Genomic DNA, 6,607 nt, shown 5'->3' with positions numbered 1-6,607 from the left:
GCCGCCTGCCCCGCCCGCGCCCGGCGCCGCCGCCGAAGCCGCCAAGGTGGCCGAGGACGCCGCCCGAGACGCCAAGGTGGAGGTCCGCGACGGCCAGACCAGCGCCAAGGTCACGGCCAGCGCCGGTGACCATAAGATCGAGATCCAAGGCGACAGCGACGCCGACGAGGCCCACATCAACCTGCCGGGCATCCACATCGACGCCCAGGGCGATTCCGCCAACGTCCAGGTCGGCCCGATCCACATCAACGCCAATGACGAGACCGCCACCATCCGCATGCGCAAGGATGTGCGGCTGCGTGGCGAGGCCCTGGCCCGCGAACGCCGCGGGGTCCGCGCGACCTTCATCTACGTCAATCACGACAAGGCCGGAGCCTACAGCTTTGTCGGCTATGAGGCTTCCGGCCGCCGCACCGGCCCCATCGTCGTCGCCCTGGTCAAGGCCAAGGGCGAAAAGGACAAGGGCGGCAACGACATGTACGACGACGTCAAGCGCCTGGTCCGCAAGAACGGCGGGGCCTGATCACCCCGCTGGCTGAACCTCGACCACCTTGTAGGTCAGAGGCCGGCCGTCCTCGTCATTGACGGTGACATACTCGCCGACGGCGAAGCGGTGCTGGCCCAACTTGTGGACCGGCTCGTCATCGGCGCTGTCAGAGGCGTCATAGTCGAAGAACCAGTTCTGACCGCGGCGGGTCAGGCGCCCCTCGACCGCGTCCTCGTCCGGCGCGAACCGGCGCACCACACACTCCGCCTTGGCCTTCGCGTAGGTCGCCTCGTCCAGGTGGCCGTCGGCGGTGAGCGGCGCCGTCAGGGCATAGCCGCGATGGTCGTCGCCACCGGCGAATTCGGTGCCAGGATTGCGGGCAAGCCGCATGACGATGCGCGACAGGGTCATTACGCTATCTCTCTTGTGAACGCTTAGTGGGACAGGAACAGGGTCGGCTGATCGGAGGCCAGCAGGGTCCGGGTGGTGCCGCCGAAGATGAACTCCTGCAGCCGCGGGTGACCGAAGGCCCCGGCGACCAGCACCCCGGCGTTGGCCTTCTTGGCGGCATAGAGCAGCACGGGGGCGGCGTCCCCGGAGTCCGGCAACAGGTCGATATCGGCCGCAACGCCGCGCGCGGCGTAATAGGCCTGAAGCTTGGACGGATCGAAGCTGCGCGAGGTGGCCTTCGGCGCGGCCAGGATCACCACTCGCTCAGCCTTTTCCAGGAGCGGCAGGGCCAGGCGCGCGGCGCGGCTGGCTTCCTTACCGCCGTCCCAGGCCACGGCGACCACGCCGCCGACCTTGAAGCCCTCCCGAGCGATCAGCACCGGCCGCTGCTCGTCGGCCACCATCTGTTGAAAGGCTTCGGCCAGAGGCCCGCGGCCGCGCGGCGGATCAGAGGTGAAGACCACCACGTCGGACAGGCGGCTCTCGGCCGACAGGCCGGCCCAGACGGGGGTCTGCAGGGAAATGAACTGCTTCTTGGCGTAGTCGCAGGCCTGCATGGCGGCGACGGCGTTCTTCTCGCCGGCCTGAGCGGCCTCCTTCAGGGATTCCAGCGCCGTGCTCTGCACCCCGCCCAGGAAGCCCTCACCCATCCAGGGCATGACGTCGGCGACGTCGGCGGGGGTGTAGACACCGGCCAGCTCCGCGCCAAAGGGACGGGCCAGCTCGGCGCCGGCAAGGATCGCAGCCTTGTCGCCCTGTCCGCCCGAAAGCGGCGCCATGATTCTCGCCCAGCTCATCGTCTCTCCCTCGGTCTTGTTGATGGTGCGCAGAACGCCCCTGCGCCTACATTGATCTCTCTCAACCTCTGGTCCAAGTCTCAACCTCGACTTTGAAAGGAACGCTTCGGTGAAGAAAGGGCTGCGTAAGGGCGCGTCGGCGCCCAGGGCCTGGCAGAGGATGCTGTCGGGGCGGAGGCTCGACCTGCTCGATCCCTCCCCCATGGACATCGAGATCGAGGACATCGCCCACGGCCTGGCGCGGGTCGCCCGCTGGAACGGCCAGACCACCGGAGAGCACGCCTTTTCCGTCGCCCAGCATTCCGTGGTGGTCGAGGAGATCTGCGCCCACATCCAGCCGGACCTCGAGCCGCGCTGGCGGCTGGCCGCCCTGCTCCACGACGCCTCTGAATATGTGATCGGCGACATGATCAGCCCGTTCAAGGCCGCGCTCGGCTACGACTACAAGCTGTTCGAGGAGAAGCTGGAGACGGCGATCCACATCCGCTTCGGCCTGCCCGCCAAGACGCCTCTGGCGATCAAGAAGCTGATCAAGCAGGCCGATCACGCCTGCGCCTTCTTTGAAGCCACCCAGCTGGCCGGCTTCTCGCTCAAGGAAGGTCTGGAGCTGTTCGGCGCCCCGCCAGAGGGCTACGACCTGCATATTGAGCCCCTGCCGCCATCTCAGGCGCAAATCCGTTACGTGCAGCGCTACAGTATCCTCTCCGAGGCGGCCGGATTCGCCGCCGCCGGCGACGTCGCCTTCGATACGGAGTGAGCGTGACCCTGATCGTCAGCGGCCTGGCCGAGGCGCCCGCCATCATCGCCCGGCGCCGACCGTCGCACATGGTGACCCTGCTGGACCCCGCCAGCATGATCGACACCCCGGAGGGCATCGCCCCGGACCGACACCTGAGGCTGGCGGTGAACGACATCGATGCGCCGATGGACGGGCTGGTCCTGCCGCAGGAGACCCTGGTCCACAACCTGCTGGCCTTCGCCGCCGGCTGGGACGAGGCCGAGCCCATGCTGATCCACTGCTGGGCTGGGGTCAGCCGCTCCACCGCCAGCGCCTTCGTCATCGCCTGCGAGCGCAGCCCCGAGGCCGACGAGCGGGCCATCGCCCTGGCGATGCGGCAGGCCGCGGCTCACGCCAGCCCCAACCGCCGCATCGTCGCCCTCGCGGACGATGTCATGGGCCGCCGCGGCCGGATGGTCGACGCCGTGGCCGCCATGGGGGACTACGACTACGCCCAGGCCCGGCCCTTTGAATTCCAGGCGCGGCACGGGCGATGAGCCAGGACGTCGTCATCGGCCTATCCGCCGTCGTCGCCGCCATCCGCGATGGCCAGGCCGTGGTCTTGACCGTGCGGCCCAAGGGCCAGCCGGTCGGCCTGCCCTTCGGCCCCTTTGATCCCGAGGCCGATCGGACCTTCGAGCTCGCCCTGCGCGCCTTCGTGACGGCGCAGACGCGGTTCGAGCTGGGCTATGTCGAACAGCTCTACACCTTCGGCGACAAGGGTCGTGACGCCCCGGTCGCCAATCTGGGCCCTGGCCCTGCGGGCGCCGCGCGGCGGGTCATCTCGGTGGGCTATCTGGGCCTGACGCCTCAGGCGGTGGACACCGCCGCGCCCGACACCGCCTGGGCCGACTGGTTCCGCTTCTTCCCCTGGGAGGACTGGCGCGACGGTCGCCCGCCGGCCCTGACCACCATCGAGCCCGCCTTGATGAAATGGGCCGGCGCCCATCCCGCCCGGCTCTCCCGCCTGCGACTGCTGTTCGCCCAGGACGGCGCGCCCTGGAACGAGGAGCGGGTGCTCGAGCGCTATGAGCTGCTCTACGAGGCGGGCTTGGCTCCCGAGGCCGCCCGCGACCGCGGCGAGGCCCCGCGCGCGGAACTGGCCGACCTGGGGCCCGCCTTGGGCGAGCCGATGATCAGCGACCACCGGCGGATCCTCGCCACCGCCCTGTCGCGGCTGCGCGGCAAGCTCAAGTACCGGCCGGTGATCTTCGAGGTGATGCCCGAGGCCTTCACCCTGTCGGCCCTGCAGCGGGCGGTGGAAGCTGTCGCCGGCGTCCCGCTGCACAAGCAGAACTTCCGCCGCGCCCTGGAGCGCGCCGAAATGGTCGAGGGCCTGGGCCGGCTGGACTCCGAGACGGGCGGGCGGCCGGCGGAGCTGTTCCGCTTCCGCCGCGAGATCCTCGGCGCCCGGCCGGTGTCGGGCCTGTCCCTGCCCCTGCTGCGGGACTAGGCGACCAGCATCAGGGTCTCGAGCCCGCGGAAGAAGGGCAGTTTGCGCCACTCCATCTGAGCGTCGGGCTCGGCCAGCCGCAGGTTCGGGAAGCGCGCGAACAGCCTGGGCAACGCCACCTGGGCCTCAAGCCTGGCCAGGGGCGCGCCGATGCAGATGTGCGCCCCGCCGCCGAAGGCCACATGCGGCTTGTGTTTGCGGCTGATGTTGAAGCTGTGCGGGTCCTCGAAGACCTCGGGGTCATGGTTGGCGGCGCGCAGGAAGGTGGTGATCGACTGCTTGGGCGCCACAGGGCATCCGCCGATCTCGAGCGGGCTGGAGGCGATACGGCCGGTGATGTCCACCGGGCCTTCGACCCGCAGGATCTCCTCAACCGTGGCGTTGATCAGTCCAGGATCGGCCTTCAGCTTGGCCAACTCGCCGGGGTTCTTCAGCAACAGGTAGACCCCGTTGCCGATCAGGTCGGTGGTGGTCAGGTTGCCGCCCACCAACAGGGCGCCCAGGTTGATCCGCAGCTCCTCGTCGGAGAGGGGCGCGCCCTCCCCCTGCAGCTTGACCATGTCGGAGATCAGGTCGTCGCCCGGCGCCACCCGGCGTTCCGCGATGGTCTTGAGGAAATAGGCCGACAGCTGGGCGCTGGCCCATTCCATCTGGGCGGTCTGTTCCTCGGTGCGGAAGGGATTGAGACCCAGGATCGAGCCTTCCGACCAGGCGCGGAACTCCACCAGCCGGTCATGATCCACGCCCAGGATCGAGGCGATCACGTCGATGGGAATCGGCACGCAGAACAGGCTCATCAGGTCGAAGGGCTCGCCCTCGGGGATGCGGTCCAGGGCCTCGTCGACGATCCGCTCCACCTCGCCGCGGAACTTGGCCACCCGGGCGTACAGGGCCTGGGACAGGGGCTGGCGGATGCGGGCGTGGTCGGGATCGTCCAGGTGCAGGATCGAAATGGTCTCGGCCCGCGGCTGGTCGGTCTGCAGGTTGGCTGTGCCTCGCTGCAGCATCGCGCCTTCTTCGGCGTTGATCGGGTCGCGCCATAGGCTGCGGTCGGAGACGATCGCCCGAACATCGTTGTAGCGGCTCAGCACCACGCTACCCGACACCGGATCCTTGCGCACCGGGCACTGGGCCCGCAGCGGATCGAGCAGCTTGTGCGGATCGGCCTGATAGTCAGGATTGAGCGGGGTGAGCTGCAGGATGCTCGGCAGTTCGGCTTCGGACATGACGCTTCCTCCGTCGCTCTGATGGCGACTGAACAGCGATCAGTCTGACTTGGAAACCCGCGGGGCGCTACCCGGAACGGTCAGTCACCGCCCCTTTGGGCCCGCCATTCCGCCTTGAGCATCTCGCTGGTCTGGCGCGATCCGTCAGGGCTCCAGCCTGGCGGGCCGAACAGGTATCCGCCCACCTCCCGCAGGCTGCGCGATCCGATCAGATCCTTGCCGATCGCCATCCATTCATGGAAGGCGACGCGCAGCAGGTTGAAGCCGGACAGGTTCTTGACGATGCCGTAGCGCGGCTTCTCCTCGTCGAGCTCCGGCGTGAAAGTGCCGAACAGTTTGTCCCAGATGATCAGGATGCCGGCGTAGTTGCTGTCCAGGTAGCGCGGGTTGCGGGCGTGATGCACCCGGTGATGCGAGGGCGTGTTGAACACCGCCTCGAACCAGGCCGGCAGCTTCTTGATGGCCTCGGTGTGGATCCAGAACTGATAGACGAGGCTGACGCCTTGCTGGATGGCGATCTGGGCCGGCGAGAAACCCAGCCAGGCCAGGGGCAACCACAGGATCCATGTGCCCGACAGACCGCCGGTCCAGGTCTGCCGCAGGGCGGTCGACAGATTATAGTGTTGCGAGGAGTGATGGTTCACGTGCGCCGCCCACCAGAACCGCCGCTCATGGCTCAGCCGGTGGAACCAGTAATAGGTCAGGTCCTCCAGGAAGAAGATCGCCACCCAGCCCCACCAGGCGTCGAAGGGCACGGTGAAGGCGCGGTGGTTCCAGACCCAGACCGTGGCCGCGAACACCGCGCCGGCGGTGATGAGGCCAAACAGGCCGCGCCCCAGGCCCATGCCCAGGGAGGAGAAGGTGTCCCAGCCCTCATAGGTCGCTTCCGCCAGGCGCGCCTTGGCGAGCAGGATCTCCAGCAGGATGGCGAGGACAAAGAACGGGACCGCCAGGGCGACGGGATCAAAGGGCGCGTGCAACATCAGCTGGCTCCCAGGCCGGCGGGCGGCCAGTTGTCGAAGGCCAGCCGCGCGCGCGGCGCGGCGACGTCGCCCAGGTCGAGCTTCAGCACACCGTCCCGAAAGGTCGAGGACAGGGCTTGCGCCCAGGGAATGTGGCGCGCCACATAGCCGTCGCCGACTTCGCACAGGATCAGGGCCGAAGCCCCCGAGCGGGCCAGGGCGCCGCGGCCGTCATTGGCGACCCACAGACGGTCCACCTGGCGGCCGGGGAACTCGTCCTGCAACAGGGCGCGGGCGCGCGCTTCATTGAGCGGCGGCGCCGGCTTGGCGATCTTGGCCCAGGCGGCAATGGCGATCAGCACCCCAACCGCTGCGGCCGAGCCGGCGGTCTGGATCAAATAGGCTTTGTCGAGCACGAGGTCCCCTCCGAACCCGGAGGTTCGGCCCCAGGAAC

The 6,607-nt window shown here is 68.6% G+C and carries 8 protein-coding genes and 1 pseudogene; 4 read left to right on the top strand and 5 right to left on the bottom strand.

Annotation, left to right across the window (positions count from 1 at the left end; translation table 11 throughout):
• Positions 1 to 523 (top strand): annotated as a pseudogene (locus ACFQ27_RS04495) (hypothetical protein); the annotation flags it as partial.
• On the opposite strand, the gene ACFQ27_RS04490 reads toward ACFQ27_RS04495, so the two are convergent.
• The gene (locus tag ACFQ27_RS04490; protein WP_374346449.1) at positions 524 to 898 is read right to left on the bottom strand and encodes a hypothetical protein; all 375 of its coding nucleotides are present in this window, start codon (positions 896 to 898) and stop codon (positions 524 to 526) included.
• A gap of 23 nt (positions 899 to 921) precedes the next feature.
• The gene (locus ACFQ27_RS04485; protein WP_374346448.1) at positions 922 to 1,734 is read right to left on the bottom strand and encodes a universal stress protein; all 813 of its coding nucleotides are present in this window, start codon (positions 1,732 to 1,734) and stop codon (positions 922 to 924) included.
• Between the two features lie 109 nt (positions 1,735 to 1,843).
• Here ACFQ27_RS04485 and ACFQ27_RS04480 point away from each other — a divergent pair, with 109 nt between their 5' ends.
• The 3 genes from ACFQ27_RS04480 to ACFQ27_RS04470 are packed head-to-tail and all read left to right on the top strand — an operon-like array spanning position 1,844 to position 3,965.
• Entirely contained in the window at positions 1,844 to 2,491 is a 648-nt protein-coding gene (locus ACFQ27_RS04480; RefSeq protein ID WP_374346447.1) for a YfbR-like 5'-deoxynucleotidase, read from the top strand.
• A gap of 2 nt (positions 2,492 to 2,493) precedes the next feature.
• Positions 2,494 to 3,009: a tyrosine phosphatase family protein gene (locus ACFQ27_RS04475; protein WP_377352760.1), complete on the top strand. Its 516-nt coding sequence runs from the start codon at positions 2,494 to 2,496 to the stop codon at positions 3,007 to 3,009.
• Positions 3,006 to 3,965 carry an NUDIX hydrolase gene (locus ACFQ27_RS04470; protein WP_374346445.1) on the top strand — a complete coding sequence of 320 codons (960 nt, stop codon included), beginning with the start codon at positions 3,006 to 3,008 and terminating at the stop codon, positions 3,963 to 3,965. Before ACFQ27_RS04475 ends, ACFQ27_RS04470 begins: the two co-directional genes overlap by 4 nt.
• Here ACFQ27_RS04470 and ACFQ27_RS04465 read toward each other — a convergent pair.
• The 3 genes from ACFQ27_RS04465 to ACFQ27_RS04455 form a co-directional block, all read right to left on the bottom strand.
• Entirely contained in the window at positions 3,962 to 5,191 is a 1,230-nt protein-coding gene (locus tag ACFQ27_RS04465; protein WP_374346444.1) for a cytochrome P450, read from the bottom strand. The two genes, ACFQ27_RS04470 and ACFQ27_RS04465, sit on opposite strands and share 4 nt — an antisense overlap.
• An 80-nt stretch (positions 5,192 to 5,271) precedes the next feature.
• Positions 5,272 to 6,174 (bottom strand): sterol desaturase family protein, encoded by a 903-nt coding sequence (locus ACFQ27_RS04460; RefSeq protein WP_374346443.1) that lies wholly within the window; start codon positions 6,172 to 6,174, stop codon positions 5,272 to 5,274.
• Entirely contained in the window at positions 6,174 to 6,569 is a 396-nt protein-coding gene (locus tag ACFQ27_RS04455) for a hypothetical protein (protein WP_374346442.1), read from the bottom strand. The genes ACFQ27_RS04460 and ACFQ27_RS04455 overlap by 1 nt, the downstream gene beginning before the upstream one ends.
• Between the last annotated feature and the right edge of the window lie 38 nt (positions 6,570 to 6,607).

It is taken from the genome of Phenylobacterium conjunctum (genome assembly GCF_042679085.1).
Classification (GTDB): domain Bacteria; phylum Pseudomonadota; class Alphaproteobacteria; order Caulobacterales; family Caulobacteraceae; genus Phenylobacterium; species Phenylobacterium conjunctum.
Note: the sequence above shows the minus strand (reverse complement) of the source record. Positions and strands in the feature narration are given on the sequence as shown.